This window comes from Bartonella gliris (assembly GCF_045277155.1).
Taxonomy (GTDB): Bacteria; Pseudomonadota; Alphaproteobacteria; order Rhizobiales; family Rhizobiaceae; genus Bartonella; species Bartonella gliris.
The window spans coordinates 405,747-425,655 of the sequence record NZ_CP123962.1; the positions used below are offsets into that span (position 1 = coordinate 405,747).

General features: G+C 37.2%; 14 protein-coding genes. 3 read left to right on the forward strand and 11 right to left on the reverse strand.

Going from position 1 to position 19,909, the window contains the following annotated elements; genetic code table 11:
* Positions 1–303: 303 nt before the first annotated feature.
* The 8 genes from QHG54_RS01865 to QHG54_RS01900 all read right to left on the reverse strand — a co-directional run bounded on the left by QHG54_RS01865 (position 304) and on the right by QHG54_RS01900 (position 11,335).
* Positions 304–3,054 carry a DEAD/DEAH box helicase gene (locus tag QHG54_RS01865; RefSeq protein ID WP_406604340.1) on the reverse strand — a complete coding sequence of 917 codons (2,751 nt, stop codon included), beginning with the start codon at positions 3,052–3,054 and terminating at the stop codon, positions 304–306.
* A gap of 22 nt (positions 3,055–3,076) precedes the next feature.
* Positions 3,077–4,717 (reverse strand): site-specific DNA-methyltransferase, encoded by a 1,641-nt coding sequence (locus QHG54_RS01870; protein WP_406604341.1) that lies wholly within the window; start codon positions 4,715–4,717, stop codon positions 3,077–3,079.
* Positions 4,718–4,781: 64 nt separating this feature from the next.
* A complete protein-coding gene (locus QHG54_RS01875; protein WP_317993259.1) occupies positions 4,782–5,183 on the reverse strand; it encodes an SUF system Fe-S cluster assembly protein in 402 nt (133 codons plus the stop codon).
* Entirely contained in the window at positions 5,176–6,420 is a 1,245-nt protein-coding gene (locus tag QHG54_RS01880) for a cysteine desulfurase (protein WP_317993258.1), read from the reverse strand. The genes QHG54_RS01875 and QHG54_RS01880 overlap by 8 nt, the downstream gene beginning before the upstream one ends.
* Positions 6,421–6,430: 10 nt before the next feature.
* On the reverse strand, positions 6,431–7,699 hold the full coding sequence (gene sufD / locus QHG54_RS01885; RefSeq protein ID WP_406604342.1) for a Fe-S cluster assembly protein SufD: 1,269 nt from the start codon (positions 7,697–7,699) through the stop codon (positions 6,431–6,433).
* A gap of 11 nt (positions 7,700–7,710) precedes the next feature.
* Entirely contained in the window at positions 7,711–8,466 is a 756-nt protein-coding gene (gene sufC, locus QHG54_RS01890) for a Fe-S cluster assembly ATPase SufC (RefSeq protein ID WP_406604524.1), read from the reverse strand.
* 53 nt (positions 8,467–8,519) lie between these two features.
* Positions 8,520–10,031: a Fe-S cluster assembly protein SufB gene (sufB, locus tag QHG54_RS01895; RefSeq protein ID WP_317993256.1), complete on the reverse strand. Its 1,512-nt coding sequence runs from the start codon at positions 10,029–10,031 to the stop codon at positions 8,520–8,522.
* A gap of 164 nt (positions 10,032–10,195) precedes the next feature.
* The gene (locus tag QHG54_RS01900; protein WP_317993255.1) at positions 10,196–11,335 is read right to left on the reverse strand and encodes a cysteine desulfurase family protein; all 1,140 of its coding nucleotides are present in this window, start codon (positions 11,333–11,335) and stop codon (positions 10,196–10,198) included.
* A gap of 180 nt (positions 11,336–11,515) precedes the next feature.
* Here QHG54_RS01900 and QHG54_RS01905 point away from each other — a divergent pair, with 180 nt between their 5' ends.
* The 3 genes from QHG54_RS01905 (at position 11,516) to QHG54_RS01915 (ending at position 14,458) form a co-directional block, all read left to right on the forward strand.
* Positions 11,516–12,196, forward strand: coding sequence for an alpha/beta hydrolase (locus QHG54_RS01905; RefSeq protein WP_406604343.1), 681 nt, complete (start codon positions 11,516–11,518; stop codon positions 12,194–12,196).
* Between the two features lie 290 nt (positions 12,197–12,486).
* Positions 12,487–13,740 carry a tyrosine--tRNA ligase gene (gene tyrS / locus QHG54_RS01910; protein ID WP_406604344.1) on the forward strand — a complete coding sequence of 418 codons (1,254 nt, stop codon included), beginning with the start codon at positions 12,487–12,489 and terminating at the stop codon, positions 13,738–13,740.
* Positions 13,741–13,975: 235 nt separating this feature from the next.
* Positions 13,976–14,458: a peroxiredoxin gene (locus QHG54_RS01915; RefSeq protein ID WP_406604345.1), complete on the forward strand. Its 483-nt coding sequence runs from the start codon at positions 13,976–13,978 to the stop codon at positions 14,456–14,458.
* A 147-nt stretch (positions 14,459–14,605) separates the two neighbouring features.
* On the opposite strand, the gene prfB is transcribed toward QHG54_RS01915, so the two are convergent.
* From prfB to QHG54_RS01930, 3 genes are all read right to left on the reverse strand, one after another.
* Positions 14,606–15,734, reverse strand: a protein-coding gene (prfB, locus tag QHG54_RS01920; RefSeq protein ID WP_317993251.1) for a peptide chain release factor 2 whose coding sequence is annotated in 2 segments (ribosomal slippage) — positions 14,606–15,664 and positions 15,666–15,734 — 1,128 coding nt in all. Because the reading frame shifts where the segments join, the coding sequence is not laid out codon by codon here.
* A gap of 185 nt (positions 15,735–15,919) precedes the next feature.
* The gene (locus tag QHG54_RS01925; protein WP_406604346.1) at positions 15,920–18,385 is read right to left on the reverse strand and encodes a penicillin-binding protein 1A; all 2,466 of its coding nucleotides are present in this window, start codon (positions 18,383–18,385) and stop codon (positions 15,920–15,922) included.
* A gap of 158 nt (positions 18,386–18,543) precedes the next feature.
* Positions 18,544–19,773: an N-acetylmuramoyl-L-alanine amidase gene (locus QHG54_RS01930; protein ID WP_406604347.1), complete on the reverse strand. Its 1,230-nt coding sequence runs from the start codon at positions 19,771–19,773 to the stop codon at positions 18,544–18,546.
* Positions 19,774–19,909 lie beyond the last annotated feature (136 nt).

Sequence of the window (19,909 nt, forward strand, 5' to 3'; positions counted from 1 at the left end):
TTTTACAAGAGAGGGAACAATAAATAGTTTAAGCTTTTTTGAGAGCGGATTCTTATCAAAAAAATGAAGATAGGCTGTAAATCCTTTATTTAAAAGGATAACCTTATATACTCGCATTAGATAAAATAAATTTCTTTTATTGCGCTTGGCAAAATTAATAAATTTTATGATTAGAGCATTTTATAATGCTAGAAAATTAATGGTAAAATATAGAAAAAATTAAAATAGAATTCAGAGATTAGACTTAGCTTAGCAACTGTAAATCAAAAAAAATTATACATTTTTTGGGTAAAAAAACAAAAACTATTCACTATTAAGTACAGTTCTTGAAATGGTGAATTCTGCACGTAAACCTTCAAAACTACTATTTGCCTTAATAGCATCATGTGGAATAAGAACATAATGCCATGGTTTTCCACCATGGGTAACAGCATAATTGGTTGCATGACAACACCATTGAACTGCCGCGTTTCTTTTTTTAAAAACAATAGCATTTTGCATTTCAGATGCTTTTTTAGGCTCACAAAGATATTTTGCGTCTTTTGTTTCTACAACAAAGTCTGGTTCATAGCTTGATCCTTTGTCATATTCTATCTTGAAAAAACCTCGTGCGGGTTTCATCCATTTTAATACTTCTATGTCATCCTCTAATATTTGAGCAAAGCGTAATTCTCCCTCTACTGAATCAAATTTTTGCAAAGGATAACAGCATTTTGTAAACCCCCCGAATACAAGTGCTTTTATATCGCTTTTATTAGAAGGAATACAACGAAAGTCAAGAGGAGCACTGTTTTGAGGAAGCGTATAGTGAATAGGTGTTAAAATCCTAAACCCTCGTGTAATTTTAACCTGATAATTCCCCTGTGTTTCCCACTGATGTGACCTTAATTGAGCAACTATAAAAGCGGTAAGTTTATGCTGATAGTGTATCAATACATTCTCAACAGCTGCATCATTGGGTAAATAAGATTGAAAATGCTGCACCATCTGTCCCACTAATTTTTGTAATAACGGCGTATGGCTATCATAATCTATAAAGTCATTATCAATTAAACCACGAATTATATAATTTTCAAGATGAGGCTCTTTGATATATTCATTTTCTGATGCAAGAAAAACGCTTTTATGTGTACGCAATTCTCGAATTAAAAGATCTTTATTCACAGGTTGCAAAGTTAAATCTTCTAAGTTTTCCAAGTCAAAATCATAAAATCCATAAGTAACCTCATCAGAGGGAATAAGAACAATATTGGGAATATCTATTATTAATTCTGCTAAATTTTTTGTTAGGACTGCAACGACTTTTGACGCAAGAGTTTCTTGTGTTAAATGTGTAGTTGCCATAACCTCATTGCTGATTTTTTCTTGTATTGTCGCAGAGCAAAGCGATTGCGAATTCGGTAACGTATCATAGTTTTTGATAATATCCCACGCGATACCAGCAATTTTTTGCTCTTCGGGAGTAAATATAAGCGGAGGTGTATTATGCAGCATGACACCTTGTAAATCAGATGCTCCGTTTATATCGGAATTACGTGTGACTGTCGCTTGTATAGATAACGCTTCTGCTTGACTTGGAACCATTAATATATCTGACTTTCCAAATGGTATATCACTACCTACCCCAATTTCAATATGCTTTTTAATAATTGAGTTTGGATCGTTTGCACGATCAATAATATCTTGAAAACGATCATGGGCAATGATTGTTAAACGGTCAATGGCTTCTACGCCCGTTCTACACCCATAAGGCAAACGTAATCCACGGCCTATTGTCTGCTCCGTTAAAATCTCTGAAGCAGATGCACGCAATGGCACGATGGTATAAAGATTGGTAACATCCCATCCTTCTTTTAATTTATTAACGTGAATAACAATCTCTGTTGGCTCATGAGCATCTTCAATTGCAATTAACTTTTGAATATTTTTATCTTCTTCTGTATTCGACTGTTTTGTATGAATCTCTGCAATCTTGCCCTTATAAGCCCCCGCAAAAAAATCATCGGATTCTAATAAGTTACGCAATTCCCTTGCATGTTCTGTATCTTGAGCTACCACTAAAATAAAAGGCTTAACGAATTTCTTATTATAGTCCTTAGCATATACAATTAAATCTGCTTTCACTTTTTCGTGTGCATGAATTGCATCTTGTAGTTTAATCCGCTCTAATTGCTCAGGCGTATAATTTTTTGGTTGAAAATCTTTCCGTGTAGCAACAGCAGACTCTTTTACAAACCCATCTCTCATAGCTTCTGCAAGTGAGTAGCCGTAAACAACGTTTTTAAAATCTACAGGTTTTGCCCCTATTGTTTTCGGTGTTGCTGTAAGTTCTATTCCTAAAACAGGTTTTAACTCATTAATTGCTGAAGCACCCGCAGAAGCACGGTAACGGTGTGCTTCATCCATTAACAAAACTAAATCAGGAAGATTTGCGAGATAATCAAAATAACTTTCGCCAATAGTCTCTTGCAAGCGTTTAATTCGCGGAATACTGGATTTTGCAGCTCCTTTTTTATGATCCATTGTGTTAATTTTGGAAATATTAAAAATATTGATAAAAGCTGTATCCCCATCCTCAAACAAACGTTTTTGCCCGTGAAATTTTTCTTGATCAGAGCGAATTCCTCTACCACTTTCATAATTATCACCCGTAACAATTACCGGTCTATTTGCAACAAACTCATTCATTCCACTCAATACATATTTCGGACTTTGAGGACTGAAATCTTGTTTTAATTTTTCATAAATAGTCAAATTGGGCGCTAGGATAAAAAAGTGGCGACTGCGACCCGTTAAATAAAGATAGCTAATAAAAGCGCCCATCAATCGTGTTTTCCCAACTCCCGTAGCTAAAGCAAAACAAAAGGAAGGAAAATCGCGTTCAAAATCTTGTACAGAAGGATAGAGATTTTTGATAACTTCCAAATCTGCAACTAAATCCGCATTTTTAGAAAGTTCTATATTATCTAAGATTTGCACCAGAATATCTAAGGCTTCATGTTGAGGAGAGCGTAACGATAAGCGAGCAGCAATCCTTTTTTCAACAGCGTTCATGAAAAACTCCGCTTTTTACCATTTATCCGAACAGATCTAATTCTGCTTGTGCAATATCTTTATCTTGTTTGGATTCTTTTACTACAGCCATTGGTTCGAGATTGGCCACATTTAAACTATAATCATCCCTCCCCCATTCACATTTTTCTAATATAGCACGGGGTATTTTGGTAAGTGTGAGGTTCTCAAAGGATTCCGGCTTGGCATCAAAGGCTGCACAACAAATAAGTAGCGTACGATGAGGACCAATCTCTTCACTGATAACACGGAGCTGTTCATATGTCATGGCGTTGGTTGTGACATAAATATAATCTGTTTCGGTTGAATAACCTTGCATCCAATAATGATTTTTATCAGGTGCGTAGGTAAACCCCATATGTTTGCACATAGCTTCTGAAAGCATGGCGGCATTATATTCGCGACTAATGATCCATTGTCCCCATGAATCTTTTTGCAACAGAGAAGGCGCAAGACGGTAATAACGAAACCCACCACCACCTTGCCAATTGATACTTTTAGAAATACCACCTTGATCACTGCCATTGATCACTTGTTTTAAACGAGGGATGATATGGGTATGGCAATGTTCCCCAAGTTCAATCATGATCCACTTACGCCCCATTTTATGCGCAACAGCGCCAGTAGTGCCAGAACCAGCAAAGGAATCCAGTACAAGATCACCGGGATTGGAGGCGAGTTGAATAATGCGTTCCATGAGCCGTTCAGGTTTCGGAGTTGCAAATACATTATCGGAATTAAAGACTTTGGCTTCTTTTTTCGCATCTTGATTATGCCCCACTTCCATGTAAGGCCAAATAGTCATTGAAACCATACCATTTTTTACTTCTGATAAAAAACGTTTCAAAGAAGGAACATTGCTTCCTGTTGGACCAAACCAAATACGATTATCTTCTAATAGTTCAGAAAATTTTTGTTTACTAACGCGCCAACTCGTTCCAGCAGGAGGCATCACCTTGCGCCCAGAAGGTGTGATGATTTCATAAACATCTTTTAAATTCATAGTTTTAACTGAAAGATTATCTGATTTCCATGAACCACGAGGATCATTATCAGGATTTTTATAGCGCGCATCCATATCAGCTGAGCGAGGAAGTAAATTAGGTCGCCAAATAGTTTTATCTTTAGCATAAACCATCACAAAATCATGGTTGTCTGAAAGCCATTTCGCATCATTTTGCGGTGCATATTTCTTTTGCCAAATGACATTGTTCACAAAATTGTGTCGACCAAAAATTTCGTCCATCATAACTTTAAGATAAGCTTGTTCATCATCATCAATGGATATCCAAATACTTCCATTATCTGCAAGCAAACGATGTAACAATTCTAACCTATCCCTCATAAGGCTTAGCCATATGGAATGCTCTAAACCATCTTCATAATGTTCGAATGCATTGCCTGTATTATAAGGTGGATCGATGTAGATACATTTCACCTTACCTGTATATTCTTGTTCAAGCGCTTTGAGCGCGAGCAAATTGTCACCAAAAATCAGTTTATTATCAAAAATATCCTGATCAGAAACTTTATGCGAAGCGTGATAAGATTTTCCAAGATCTTCCAATAAAATGCGAGGCTCTAATTTTGGACGTCTCTCTTTTCCAATCCAAGTGAGTTCTAATTTTTGTTTATTATGACTCATGCGATTGTTCTTAAATCCAAATACTTGCGAAAAATAAAAAAAGCTCATTCATGAACATCACCTCTTAATACCACCCGACAGCAACTTGCGCTTCTTCTGACATACAATCAGGTGTCCATGGTGGATCAAAAGTCATGGTAACTTCAACGTGCGAGACACCTTCAACTGCGCTTACGGCATTTTCTACCCAACCAGGCATTTCACCTGCAACAGGACACCCTGGTGCTGTGAGTGTCATTTCAATTTTTACCGAACGGTCATCTTCAATATCAATACGATAAATCAATCCTAATTCATAAATATCAGCAGGAATTTCTGGATCATAAACTGTTTTAAGAGCAGCAATGATATCATTCGTCATACGATCAATTTCGTCTGCTGGAATCGCTGAGATGTAAGGCTTTTTATTTTCGCTTACAGTCTCAACAGATTCTGTAGAATGACACTTTTCAATTGTTTCAGCCATTAAAAAATGTCCTTGCTTCTTTCAATGCTTCTACTAACTGATCAATATCTTCATAAGTATTATACATGGCTAACGATGCACGACAAACAGATGTTAAACCAAAGCGTTGTAATAAAGGCTGTGCACAATGCGTTCCTGCGCGTATAGCAACCCCTTTTCTATCAATAAACATAGCTATGTCATGTGCATGAATACCTTCAATTGCAAATGATATAAGAGCACCTTTATTGGGAGCACAACCATAAACACGTAATGACTCTATCTTTTCAAGCCTTTCATGCGCATAAGCTAAAAGTGCTGTCTCATGTGCATGAATCGCATTTTGATCTTTTTCTTGTATATAATCAATAGCAGCTGCCAATCCAATAGCTTCAACGATAGGAGGAGTGCCAGCTTCAAAACGATAGGGAGGAGCATTATAAGAAACCTTATCGGTCGTTACATCTTCGATCATTTCCCCTCCCCCTTGAAAAGGATGCATTTCTTCTAGCCGATGTTCCTTACCATAAAGAACACCAATCCCTGTAGGACCATAAAGCTTATGACCCGTAAAAACATACCAATCACAATCAAGATCTTGTACATCAACTGTTAAATGCACGGCTCCTTGAGAACCATCAACAAGGACAGGAATAGCATTTTGGTGTGCTAGCTTAACAATCGCTTTAACAGGAGGCACAGTGCCCAATATGTTAGACATATGCGTAATAGCAATAAGTTTTGTTTTATCGGTTAAAGCTTTTTCGAAATCTTCAATATGGAGAACACCATTTTCATCAATGGGTACAAAAATAAGCTTAACACCTTTTTGTTCACGAAGAAAATGCCAAGGAATAATATTTGAATGATGTTCCATGATTGTAAGAACGATCTCATCACCTTCCTTTAATTTAGACATAGCCCAACCATAAGCAACAGTATTAATAGCTTCCGTTGCATTTTTCGTAAAAACAATTTCCTCAACTGTTTGAGCATTTAAAAAAGCACGAACTCTTTCACGGGCATTTTCATAAGATTGTGTTGCTGCATTTGCTAAAAAATATATTCCCCTATGCACATTGGCATATCTGTATTGATAGAAATTATCCATTGCATTGAGTACTGCTTGTGGTTTTTGAGCAGAGGCACCACTATCAAGATAAGCCAATTGCTTTCCATAAACATTATGATGCAAAAGAGGAAAATCACGTCGAATTGCTTCTACATTATAACTTAATGTTTGTTCGTTATTTTCCATCTTTTTGACCTTAAACATTTTTTTCTAGCCACCTGGTAATGATATTTTCCAGAACAGTTTTGATATTATCTTGTTTGATGTCATCAATGAGCTCCGTGACAAACCCTTTAATTAAAAGTGCACGAGCCGTTTTAAAAGGAATACCACGCGCCATGAGATAAAAAAGATGATCATGATTAATATTGGAGACCGTTGCACCGTGTCCACACGCAACATCATCAGCAAAAATCTCTAATTCAGGCTTTGCATTAAATTCTGCATCATCTGAAAGGATGAGGCTATTACAAGCCATGCGTGCATCTGTCTTTTGCGCTTTTTGAGCAACGCGTATTATTCCTTGAAAAACGCCTACTGCTTTATCTGTTACCACATTGCGTATAATTTCGGTTGAGGTTGATTTTTCTTCAACGTGATGCACGGTCATCGTAAGATCGCTATGTGTTTGTCCAGAGAGCAAATTTATTACCCGTAATTGAAAATCAGACTCTTCTCCTCGTAATTCAATATCAATTTCCTGACGATTAAGCTGACTTCCTATATTAACCACATAAAGTGATAATTTAGCTCCTTGACCAAGAACAGCACGAAATCGACCAAACTGTGTAAAATTGAAACCACGATTTCGAAGAATGATCCATGTAACATCACTATAAGCGGCAATATGTAATGAAAATATCGAACTGACAAAGGTGTCTTTATCATTGCCAATCTGGTGTTCAACAAACACAGCTTGACTATTTTTATCAATCTTTATGTCTGAAAAAATATGAGATTGCCCACCCATTTGAATATTTTGTAATTCAATAGGAACATTTAATTTTGTATTTTCAGGAATGTGAAAAAGCCAACCATCCGTAACAAAAGCTGTATTTAATTGTCCAATAAAATCTTCATGAGACATAACTTGATCTAGCTTTATAGAATTTTCTTTTAATGCATCAGCAAGACGTTTTGCTGTAATATTGGCTACCTTTGATTGTGTAGATGTTTTTCCATTTTTAATAGAAAAAACAGCGCTTTCTGCAAGTAATGCGTCAGCGAATTGCTCATCATTTTCTTTTGAAAAATCACTAACAGATTTTAGTAACGTGCGCAGATTAGTATAGTGCCAACTTTCGATTTTACGTGAAGGGAGGCGTGTGGTTTGAAACAATTCAATAGCTTTTTTGCGGACTACCTGGACTGCTCTATCACCAGGCAAATTGCCCATACATTGATTGAAATTATTGAGTATATCTTTTTCAACTGCTAACAATTCTTGCTGTGAGTTCACATTCATATTCAATGACCTCAAGCTGCTTCACTGATAATATCAGCATATCCATTTTGTTCTAAATAAAGCGCTAATGATTTGTCTCCGCTTTTAATAATACGACCTTTATAAAGGACATGAACTGTATCAGGAACAATATAATTCAGCAAACGTTGGTAATGCGTAATAATTAAAAATGAACGCTTTGAATCACGGAGTTTATTAACACCATCGGCAACAATTTTTAGTGCATCAATATCTAAACCAGAATCCGTTTCATCTAAAATGCAAAGTTTAGGTTCAAGAAGCGCCATTTGCAAAATTTCAGCCCGTTTTTTTTCTCCACCTGAAAAACCTACATTTAATGGACGTTTTAGCATGTCCATATCTATTTCAAGTTTGGAAGAAGTTTCTTTAACGCATTTTATAAATTCAGGAATTTTAAGCTCTTCATTACCACGAGCTTTGCGTTGAGAATTCATCGCAACTTTTAAAAATTCCATCGTTGCTACTCCAGGTATTTCCATTGGATATTGGAATGCAAGAAAAACACCGTATGCAGCACGCTCTGCTGGATCCATTTCTAAAAGTGATTGCCCATTATAAAGAATATCGCCTTCTGTTACCTCATAATCATCACGACCAGCGAGCAAATAAGATAAGGTAGATTTTCCAGCTCCATTTTGTCCCATAATGGCAGCAACTTCACCCTCTTGAATAGTCAAGTTTAAACCGCGAATGATTTCTGTATCGGTACCAACAATACGGGCACGCAAATTTTTTATCTCTAACATCATTTAATCCTGTTCTAGCAATTCTACGTCAAGCACGCTTTTTACCTACACCATTACCCCACACTACCTTCAAGACTAATACCAATAAGCTTCTGTGCTTCGACAGCAAATTCCATTGGAAGTTTTTGAATGACTTCTTTTACAAAACCATTCACAATTAATGCGATAGCTTCTTCTTCAGGAATTCCCCGCTGCATAACATAAAAAAGCTGATCATCAGAAATTTTTGATGTTGTCGCTTCATGTTCAAATTGAGCTGTCGCATTTTTTGCTTCAATATAGGGTACTGTATGGGCACCACAATCATTACCGATTAACAAGCTATCACATTGCGTAAAATTACGCGCATTCTGCGCTTTTCGGTGTGCTGTAACTTGTCCCCGATAAGTGTTATTTGAAAAACCAGCAGAAATGCCTTTAGAAACAATGCGACTGGATGTATTTTTTCCCAAATGAATCATTTTTGTACCAGAATCAATTTGTTGATGACCATTTGCAACAGCAATAGAGTAAAATTCCCCACGTGAGTTATCACCACGTAGCAAACACGATGGATATTTCCAAGTAATTGCAGAACCGGTTTCAACTTGTGTCCATGAAATTTTAGAGTTATCGCCTCGGCAATCCCCTCGTTTAGTAACAAAATTATAAATACCGCCCTTTCCTTCTTTGTCACCGGGATACCAATTTTGCACTGTGGAATATTTAATTTCTGCATTTTTTAGCGCAATAAGTTCAACAACAGCAGCGTGAAGTTGGTTTTCATCGCGTTGAGGTGCAGTACAGCCTTCAAGATAAGAAACGTAAGAATCTTCATCTGCAATAATCAGTGTTCGTTCAAATTGGCCTGTATTACGCTCATTAATCCTAAAGTAGGTTGAAAGCTCCATGGGGCAACGAACCCCTTTAGGAATATAAACAAACGAACCATCTGTAAAAACTGCCGCATTTAAAGCAGCATAATAATTATCACCAGCCGGAACAACTGCTCCTAAATATTCCTTAATAAGAGCGGAATGCTCAATAATTGCTTCTGAAATAGAACAAAAAATAACACCGGCACGTGCCAATTCTTTTTTAAATGTTGTCACAACAGAAACAGAATCAAAAACCGCATCAACTGCCACTTGCCCTGAGGCATAAAGACTATCATCAAAAGTAGAGGGATCAGATTGTTTCCTTACCCCTGCCAAAATTTCTTGCTCTTTAAGAGGAATGCCAAGTTTTTCATATGTTCTCAACAATTCAGGATCTACTTCATCCAAAGATTTTGGTCCTGTGTGATTTTTAGGTGCAGCGTAATAATAAAGTTCCTGAAAATCAATTTGGGGATATTCAATACGCGCCCAATCAGGTTCTTGCATTGTCAACCAACGGCGAAAAGCTTGTAAACGCCACGCTAGCATCCATTCTGGTTCACGTTTTTTAGCAGAAATAAATCTGATAATATCTTCATTTAAACCTTTTGGAGCCTTATCCGTTTTAATTTTGGTTTCAAAGCCGTATTTATATTGATCAACATCTATTTCACGAACTTGGCGTATTGTTTCTTGTACTGCCGGCATAAATTTTCTCCATTCTTTCTGGCATCAAGAACCAGTGATTAAAAGCCTTGTTTTTTACAAGATTAAAGCAAGCAATCCATTCTCTAAGCTATATGCAAAGTGGAAAAAATTCAATCAAACTTATTTATTTTTTAAAGAGTTATTAAATTTTTAAATGACGAATTCTAACTCCTCCTTATAAGTTGAGAAAAAGACAATAAAAAATCATCAATATCTTTGGAAGTGGTGCTCCGTCCTGTTGAAATGCGAATTGCACCGTGTGGAACATGATATCCCATTGCTTCCAAAACTCTGCTTTGTTTTACTTTTCCTGAAGAACAAGCGGAACCTGCTGATACAGAAAACCCTGCTAAATCAAACCAAATTTGCATAGTTTCAGCTTTTATATTTCGCACAGTAAAATAGGTTGTATTTGGCAAACGCTGAACTCTTTTGCCAAAAATTTCAACGTCATTACTCACTTTCTGTAGTCCATCTTCTAATTTATTGCGTAAATAAATTAACTGTTTTATTTCTTCTTGAGTGAAGCAATGAGCCATCGCTGCTCCAAAAGCAGCAATAAGCGGCAACGCTTCTGTTCCTCCGCGTAAACCTTTTTCTTGCCCTCCTCCAACAATAAGTGGACGTGGCATGAGAAGGTTCCCACATGAAACAAAAGCACCAATCCCTTTAGGGCCACCAATTTTATGCGCAGACAGTATAAAAAAATCTCCACCCATCTGATTAATATCAACAAAATTTTTGTCTACATATTGTGTCAAATCAACAATAAGAATGCCTCCAGCATCACGAACGATAGAAGCTATTTCTTTTATTTGTTGGATAACACCAGTTTCACTATTTGCAGCTTGAATAGCAACAAGAGGTAAGCCTTTTGTGTTATCATGAACAGTTAGGAGAGATGTTAATTCATCTTGTTGAATGAGACCATCTTGATCAACAGCAACTATGCTTATCAAGTCTTTAGAAAAACGCCCCCCTTCTGCAACAGATGGATGTTCAGTCGCTCCAATATAAAGATGAGAAAATCGAATCTGAGAATGCCCCATATTATAAATGGGTGTTAATAAGGTCATCGCTGCTTCACTCGCGCCAGACGTAAAGACAATATGATCTGGATCTGTATTGAGCCTCTCAGCAATTTGTCGACGCGCTTTTTGTAATAAAGCTTTAGCAGCACGCCCTTCCGCATGGACCGATGATGGATTGCCAAATACTTCTAAAGATTCCAGTAATGCCATCCGCGCCATTTTCGTGAGTGGTGTTGTCGCGTTATGATCAAAATATCGGCGTTTTACAACCATTCTATATCGCAATCATTAATCTTATAAATTGATTTAAAAAAATAGTGCAATTTTCTTGAAAAATGCACCCAAAACAGAATATCTAAATGTTCATTAAAATGAAATGATCATATAAAATAGACGAATATTAGAAATCAGCCAAGGTCAATGAGAGCCTTTATAGCATTTAAGGAGCATTTAATGCCAGAAATTATTTTTAACGGTCCTGCAGGTCGGCTTGAAGGACGTTATCAACCTTCACAACAAAAAAATGCACCCATTGCGATTGTTTTGCATCCTCATCCCCAATTTGGTGGAACAATGAACAATAAAATTGTTTATGATCTCTTCTACATGTTCCAACAACGTGGTTTTACTACATTGCGTTTTAATTTTCGTGGTATTGGCCGCAGTCAGGGCGAATTTGATTATGGAATAGGAGAACTTTCAGATGCTGCTGCTGCACTTGATTGGGTGCAAACACAGCATCCTGATTCTAAAAATTGCTGGGTAGCTGGATATTCATTTGGTGCTTGGATTGGTATGCAGCTTTTAATGCGTAGACCGGAAATTGAAAGCTTTATATCCGTTGCTCCTCAACCTAATATTTACGACTTTTCATTCCTTGCTCCTTGCCCTTCCTCTGGGCTTATAATTCACGGCGATATCGATAAAGTTTCTCCCCCAAAAGATGTTCAAACGCTTGTAGATAAATTAAAAACGCAAAAAGGCATCACCATTACACAAGAAATACTGGAAGGCGCTAACCACTTTTTTAACGGATGCAATAAGGAACTTATTGAACGATGTGCACAATATTTAGATAATCATATTACAAGTGAATTCCTAACTCCTCCACCTGAAATATTGTCACTTACTTAGAAATGCTAAAAATTTATAAAAAATAAAAGATATTTTGATAAAAGACATGTAACTTATCTTTCAAAACTTTTTACAGCTTTCCTTCATTTCACTTGCATGTAAAGATAAAAAACATGTCTGCTCATATCAATGAAAAACGCTTCTCTCTAAAAGATATAAGCAAGACAACCTTTTTGTTATCTTCTACTCCCAATATTTTCATTTACTTGTGAGGTATGCTTCATTTATGGTAGAGAGCGCGTTAACCGCCCAATATAAACAAATATAATATTATTCAGGAAATAAAATCCGTGCATGCCTTTCAATCTGATTTTTTACACATTATGAGTGAACGTGGTTTTATCCACCAAATTTCGGATGAAAAAGGCGTAGATGATCTTTTTTCAAAAGAAGTTGTAAGCGCCTATATTGGATTTGATCCTACAGCATCGAGTTTGCATGCTGGAAGTCTTCTTCAAATTATGATGCTTTATTGGTTACAAAAAACCGGTCATCGTCCTATTGCTTTGATGGGTGGAGGGACAGGGTTGATTGGTGATCCTTCCTTCAAAGATGAAGCGCGACGTCTTCTGACACAAAATGACATTGCTGCAAACATCGCTAGTATTAAAAGGGTATTTGCTAACTATTTAACATTTGGTGATAGAGAAACCGATGCATGCATTGTCAATAATGCTGAATGGTTGTGCGATTTGAACTACTTAGAATTTTTGCGTGATGTAGGAAAACATTTTTCCGTAAACCGTATGTTGTCATTTGATTCTGTTAGACTCAGGCTTGAACGTGAACATTCTTTGTCATTCTTAGAATTTAATTATATGATCCTGCAAGCTTATGATTTCGTTGAGCTTTATAAGCGCTATGGTCTACGTGTGCAAATGGGTGGCTCTGATCAATGGGGCAATATTATTAACGGAATTGAATTAGGACATCGCTTAGGAATACCACAATTATATGCACTAACTTCACCATTGCTGACAACTTCTTCCGGTGCAAAAATGGGAAAGTCATTGAATGGAGCTGTATGGCTTAATGCAGATATGCTTTCACCTTATCAATTTTGGCAATATTGGCGCAACACAGAAGATGCTGATGTTATACGATTTTTAAAACTTTATACACCATTGCCAATGAATGAAATTCTCAAACTTTCTGTATTACAAGGGAGTGAAATTAACGAAGCAAAGAAAATTCTCGCAACAGAGATTACAGCAATGTTGCATGGACGCGATATTGCGGAAGCAGCAGCAGAAACTGCTCGTAAAACTTTTGAAGAAAAAACACACGGTGAAAATCTTCCAACTATTGAAATAAGTGCTTCAGAATTGAAAACGGGCACTGGATTGCTGGCTCTTTTAGTACAAGCAGGCCTCGCCAAATCTAACAGTGAAGCACGCCGACATGTTCAAGGAGGTGGTGTCCGCGTCAATGATCAAATTATTGAAGATGAAACGCGTCTTATTCTTGAAGAAGATGTCAACGCAGAAGGAATGATTAAACTCTCCTTTGGTAAGAAAAAACATGTTTTGATGAAACCACTATAATATCTATTGATAATTTTTTCTCATTCTACAATTCCCTCTATTTGTTTGCTATGCAATGTAATGTAATGCTTGTGAATTTCGCACAGACTATTTTTCTCAATTCAATCTTTGTGATACAATGAGCCCTGTATGACAGAATAAAAATGATGCAAAATGATTATACTCTAAAGAATTGAAGAGTTATTTCTCTATCTATTTTTAGAGGGCAGTGTTTACAAAAAAGAAAGAAAAAACAATGACAAGATCAATGAAAGGCACTCCTGCTCCTGATTTTACCTTGCCACGTGATGGTGGAGGCAAGCTATGTCTTTCTGACCTTCAAGGAAAACCGATTGTTTTATATTTTTATCCGAAAGATGATACCAGTGGGTGCACGAGTGAGGCGGTTGATTTTACGCGACTGAAAACAAAGTTTGAAGAGATTGGAGTTGTTATTATTGGGATATCTCCAGACAAGATTGAAAAACATGACAAATTCAAAATGAAACATGGAATTGATATTATCCTTGTTTCTGATGAAGAAAAAACAACACTTCAGGCTTATGGTGTTTGGGTTGAAAAAAGCATGTATGGACGTAAATATATGGGGGTTGAGCGAAGCACTTTTCTGATTGATTCAACTGGGACAATAGTAGAGGAATGGCGTAAAGTTAGCGTAGCTGGACACGCTGAAAATGTTTTAGTGGCTGCTACACTTTTACATCGTAATAGCTCATAAACTTAGTGATGCAATGCGTTTATAAAAAACAAAAATTGTCCTCCCCAATTAGCTCTATTCTACCAACCGGTAGAATTTAGGCGTAGCTGGATAGAAATTAATAAACCAAAAAATAAGTCTGCACAACTTGAGAAACATTGTGTATGATCAGTCAATATCTTCAATTTCTTGATCTTTTCCGTAAACGCGTCGGGCAAGTGCTGCCTCTATAAACGCGTCTAAGTTACCATTAAGTACCGACTGCGGATCAGTGTTTTCAACACCTGTACGTAAATCTTTGACAAGCTGATAAGGTTGAAGAACATAGGACCTAATTTGATGCCCCCATCCGATTTCTGTTTTAGATGCTTCAACAGCATTTGTTTCTTCTTCTCTCTTTTTAAGCTCTTCTTCATAAAGCCGTGCACGCAACATAGACCAAGCAGTTGCTCGATTTTTATGTTGAGAACGCTCAGTTTGACATTGGACAACAATACCTGTTTTTATATGTGTGATGCGAACTGCAGAATCTGTCGTATTGACATGTTGCCCTCCAGCCCCGGACGCACGATATGTATCAATGCGAACATCTGCCTCTGAAACATCAACTTCAATATTATCATCAATGACTGGGTAAATCCAAATGCTTGCGAAAGAAGTATGGCGCTTCGCATTTGAATCAAATGGTGAGATGCGCACCAAACGATGAACACCTGACTCTGTTTTCAACATACCGTAAGCATTATGCCCTTTTACAAGAATAGTTGCTGATTTTATTCCTGCTTCTTCTCCATCGTGCATTTCTAGTACCTCAACCTTCATTTTATGCTGCTCAGCCCAGCGCGTATACATGCGTAAAAGCATAGAAGCCCAATCTTGGCTTTCCGTACCACCGGCACCAGCATGAACTTCTAAATAAGTATCATTCGAATCTGCTTCTCCTGAAAGGAGTACATCAATTTGCCTTTTATCTATCTCATTTTTAAGATTGCGTATTGAATTTTCGGCATCCATGATAATTTCGACATCACTTTCTTCTTCGCCCATCGCGATTAACTCAATGCACTCTTCAAGTGTTTTTGTAAATGACCGAATAGCAGTGATTGAATCATCAAGGCGCTGACGCTCACGCATCATCTCTTGCGCTTGTTGTGCATCATTCCAAAATGATGGATCTTCGGCTTTTTGATTGAGATATTCGAGACGTTTTAGTGATTGATCCCAGTCAAAGATGCCCCCTTAGCAACTTGATTGCCTGCTGGATTTCATCAACTAACGCTTCTATTTCTGCTCGCATAATTTAACACCGTAGTTTTTATTTTTAACACTCTTTTTAGTTTATGCTTTTTGGCATTTTATATAAATTCAATGAGCCACAGTAAATGGATGAAACGGCTTCACCCACTTATTTATCGTAATTGTATTGCGAAAAAACAGATAAAAATTCTACTTCGCTAGCCATATTAAAGAAATTCTTATCGATTAATATAACCCACCTGTACCACTTTCAAGAGCTTTGTTGACCTGTGGAGAAGTAGTCCCTAAAGGAATCCCTTCTTGAAAAGAATCGGTGCTACCGATTACCTGATATATATCAGCAGGTCCAGTCCCAGGTTTAAATGCTTCTATAATGACATCATGATCCCCTTTTTCAGCAAGCATGCCTGTCTTACGATTAATCGGCATTAAGATCATACCCTTGGGCATCTTAAATGGCACATCTGGCTTCCCTTTCAGAGCAGCTTCCATAAATTCACCAAAAATAGGTGCCGCCAATGAACTTCCTGTTCCACCGTATCCTAACGGTGCTGGTTGATCGTAACCGATAAAAATACCAACGACAAGATCAGGGGTAAACCCCATAAACCATACATCTTTAGAATCATTAGTTGTTCCTGTTTTAGCAGCAATATGTCGATTGAGGAAACGTAAACGTGCAGCTGTACCGCGCTGAACAACTCCCTCCATCATTGATGTAATCTGATAAGCTGTCATAGGATCAAGAACTTGATCTCGCTCATCAATCAATATGGGTTCACTTTGATTATCCCATGACTGAGCATTACAATTTTCACAGATACGATCATCATGACGATAAATTGTTTTCCCATAACGATCTTGAATTCGGTCTATCAGAGAAGGATTAATAGAGCGTCCCCCATTGGCAATAACTGAATAAGCTGTAACCATCCGTAAAACTGTTGTTTCAGCAGCTCCCAATGCCATAGGGAGATAAGGCTGCAATTTATCTACAATACCAAAGCGCTCTGCATATTCAGCTACAAGAGGCATTCCCATATCATTGGCAAGTCGTACTGTCATAAGATTACGAGAATATTCAATGCCATAACGCAGCGTTGAAGGACCAGCAAAAGTACCACCATAATTTTTAGGTTGCCAAACCTCACCATTATATTGGCGAATTTCAATGGGGCCATCTAAAACAACCGAAGCTGGTGTATATCCATTATCGAGTGCCGCTGCATACACAAAAGGCTTGAAAGCAGAACCAGGCTGACGATAGGCTTGTGTCGCGCGATTAAATTCAGATGCTGCAAAAGAAAATCCTCCCACCATCGCGAGAACACGGCCTGTATGAGGCTCCATGGCAACAATCGCACCTTCAACCTTTGGGATTTGTTGTAAACGATAAAGGTTGTTTGTATTCGATACTTTTTCGACAAAAATGACATCTCCAACTTGCAGGACATGAGATAAATTCTGAACAGTCCTTCGATAGCCATTTTCTTTAACAATATGTAATGCCCATTTTGAATCAGCTTCAGATAAAACAGCTGTTTCCCGTTCTGTTGATAATAAACCTGAAGCTTCGCGCTTTGGCTGTAACCCAATCTCTATTCTATTAGCTGTAGCAGAAAGAACAACGGCTAAACGCCATTCTGGAACGTCACTCAACCCAGCAATATTTGCAAGCTCTATACCCCAATCATCCTTCTTATCAATATGATTATAAGCTCCGCGCCATCCTTGCGAATGATCAAATTTAATTAATCCATTGTGCAAAGCACGTCGAGCAATAAGCTGTAAATGCGGATCAAGCGTTGTACGAATTGATAGTCCACCCTCATAAAGTGTTTTAGCTCCATAGCGATGCATTAAACGGCGACGCACTTCTTCAGTAAAATAATCAGCAGCAAAAACGTAGCTGTCGCTACCGCGCATTGTTGCGCCTAAAGGCCTTGCTTTAGCTTTTTCACCTTGTTCATGCGTTACATACCCATTTGCAACCATCCGATCTATAACCCAATTGCGCCGATTAATAGCACGTTGTGTATTTTTAAATGGGTCATAATTTGCCGGACCTTTTGGAAGAGCAGCTAAATAAGCGCACTGCTCTAAAGTAAGATCATTGACCGATTTATTGAAATAGGTCAATGATGCTGCTGCGATACCATAAGTGCCATGACCAAGATAAATTTCATTGAGATACAGTTCGAGAATATGATCTTTCGAGTAGGTCTTCTCAATACGCATCGCTAGGATAGCTTCTTTTAATTTACGCTCCAACGTTGCGTCTGAACTTAAAAGAAAGTTTTTAGCGACTTGTTGTGTAATGGTTGACGCCCCCTCTGGACGTTTTCCAGAACCAATATTACGGATATTATTAATCAAGGCTCTAGAAAGTCCTTCAGGATCTAAACCAAAATGACGATAAAAATTTTTGTCTTCGGCAGAAATAAATGCTTCTTTAAGAAGTTTTGGTATTGACTGAATTGGTAAATAGAGACGATGTTTTGTTGCAAATTCTGCCATAAGGCTACCATCAGAGGCATGGACGCGAGTCATCACAGGTGGTTCATAGAGCGAAAGAACTTCATAATCAGGGAGCGCACTCGCCTGCCCCTTTGCTATCGCTCCCCGCATTATTGCTCCCCAAAGCCCAAGAGCAATAACAAAACTAAGAAGATATCTTAAAAAAATCGTCATCAAAACAGCTATCGCTTTCTTTAGAATTGTCAAAGGAAAAATACATTACTTCACCAGCAACAGGGTGCTATCGCCGCTAGGTTGAGATAAAGAAAAAACTGTTTTCCATCTTTTTACTAAACTAGAAGCTGGTATTAATACTCTATTTCCTCACAATTTTAAAGAGGTTGCATAATTTTCTGTCTATACTCAGAAAATTGATGAATAGAATGAGCGATAGAAGCAGCCATTTGTTTTCTCCATTGGGGATTATTTAATAATTTTTCATCCTCTTTGTTTGATAAATAACCTATCTCTATCAAAACAGAAGGTACATCTGGAGCTTTTAAAACTTGAAAATCAGCATATCGATGAGGATTATTTATCAAATTGATATTACTCTTTGATAAATTAGAAATAACACTATTAGCAAAATTAACCGAAAATGTATGCGTTTCACGTCGGGTTAGATCCATCAAAATATCTGTAACTTCAAGCGATTCTTCTGCAGGTAAACCATCAAGCAGATCAACTTTATTTTCACTTTCAGCTAAGGATTTTGCAATTGCATCAGATGCCTTGTCCGATATGGTATATATTGTAGCACCGCGGAGAGAATGCACATCAATGGTATCTGCATGAATGGATATAAAAAGATCAGCGCCAAATTCTTGTGCTTTTTTAACTCTTTCGCTTAATCTTAGAAAAACATCAGAATCGCGTGTTAATGCAACAGTGGTATGAGAATCTTTTTTTAATTCATCTCGCAATGCACGTGCAAAAGCTAGTGTTACATCTTTTTCTAAAACTCCAGTCCCCCCGCGCGCACCACCATCAATCCCACCATGTCCAGGATCAAGAACAACACGAAAATTACGTGTTAGATTTATTCGTGTTTTTGTATTGAAAATAGCTTTTTGTTGGTTTTTCAATACCTCATTAAATTTTTTTTGTGTGCTTTGAGTAATATCAATCAGTAGTTGCCACAAACCATTATCTAATTTTTGTATTGTACTTTTTTCAACAACAAAAGTAATTTTGCTTGTCAAAATAATGCGTGAAGTCCGTATATCAGAAAAACCGTAACGCACATCTGATAACATATTTGATAATGTATTTTGTTTCTTTAAAAGGGTATTTTGGGCTGAAAAATCAACTGTAGGTAAATTAATAACCAAACGTGCAGGGCTATCTAAAATCTGCAAACGAACATTTGGTTCAGCATTAAAAACCGCAATAATACGTGTGCGTGCACTATCACCAATAGTCCGCAAATTGACAAGTTTTAGGGCATCGGCAGCTTGGATATCTGTTTGGAATACTAAAAAAAATAATAAACAGTATGTAAAGCGCAAAATAATATCCCAATAATCAGCTTGCAGCTTTTTGATAGAAACCCCTTTTATCATAAACAAAATACTCTACATTAGCCACGATTCGTCTCAAGCAAAAAGATGCAACGAATTTACGCTCTATTTTTCAATAAATACTGAATCTTTCAAACATAATCAAAAAAACTAAATTAAGACAATAAAGGACATTATA